Annotated in this window: 1 protein-coding gene; it reads left to right on the forward strand. The window is 67.3% G+C overall.

Features of this window, described 5'->3' with window-relative positions:
* Window positions 1-550, forward strand: a 550-nt coding sequence (locus AACY08_RS28385) for a TIM-barrel domain-containing protein (RefSeq protein ID WP_339472420.1), incomplete at both ends; no start/stop codon positions are given.

Genomic DNA, 550 nt, shown 5'->3' on the forward strand with positions numbered 1-550 from the left:
TTTGCCTATAGCGCCGCCGACGTCAGCGGGTTTGCGGGCGGCCCGAGCCCCGATTTGCTGACGCGCTGGTTCGAGATCGGTGCCTTCACGCCCGTGTTCCGCGATCACTCGGCGACCGGCACGCCGCGCGTCGAGCCATGGGTCGATGGCCCCGATCACCTCGCGATCCGCCGCCGCTTCGTCGAGGAGCGCTATCGGCTGATGCCCTATTTCTATGCGCTGGCGGACCAGAATAGCCGCTTCGGCGACCCGATCATGCGCCCAGTGTTTTACGATTACCCAAGCGCCGCAAGCATGGGCTGCAACCAGTCCATGGCCTTCACGCTCGGCAAGGCGCTGCTGATCGCGCCGCCGCCCAGCCCGGAATCACCGCAAACCTATGATGTCTGCCTGCCCGCCGGTGGCTGGTATGATTATTGGACCGGCCTGCGCGCGGGAACGCCCGAAGCGGCCACCACCGGTCCGATCCAGTCGGCGACGCAAGCCGTGCCGACCGAGCACGCCAAAAGCGAGCGCGTGCTCGAGACGCCGCGGCTCGATCGCTTGCCGG

Source organism: Pseudomonas sp. EL_65y_Pfl1_R83 (genome assembly GCF_963970695.1).
In the GTDB taxonomy this organism is placed as follows: Bacteria; Pseudomonadota; Gammaproteobacteria; order Pseudomonadales; family Pseudomonadaceae; genus Aquipseudomonas; species Aquipseudomonas tritici.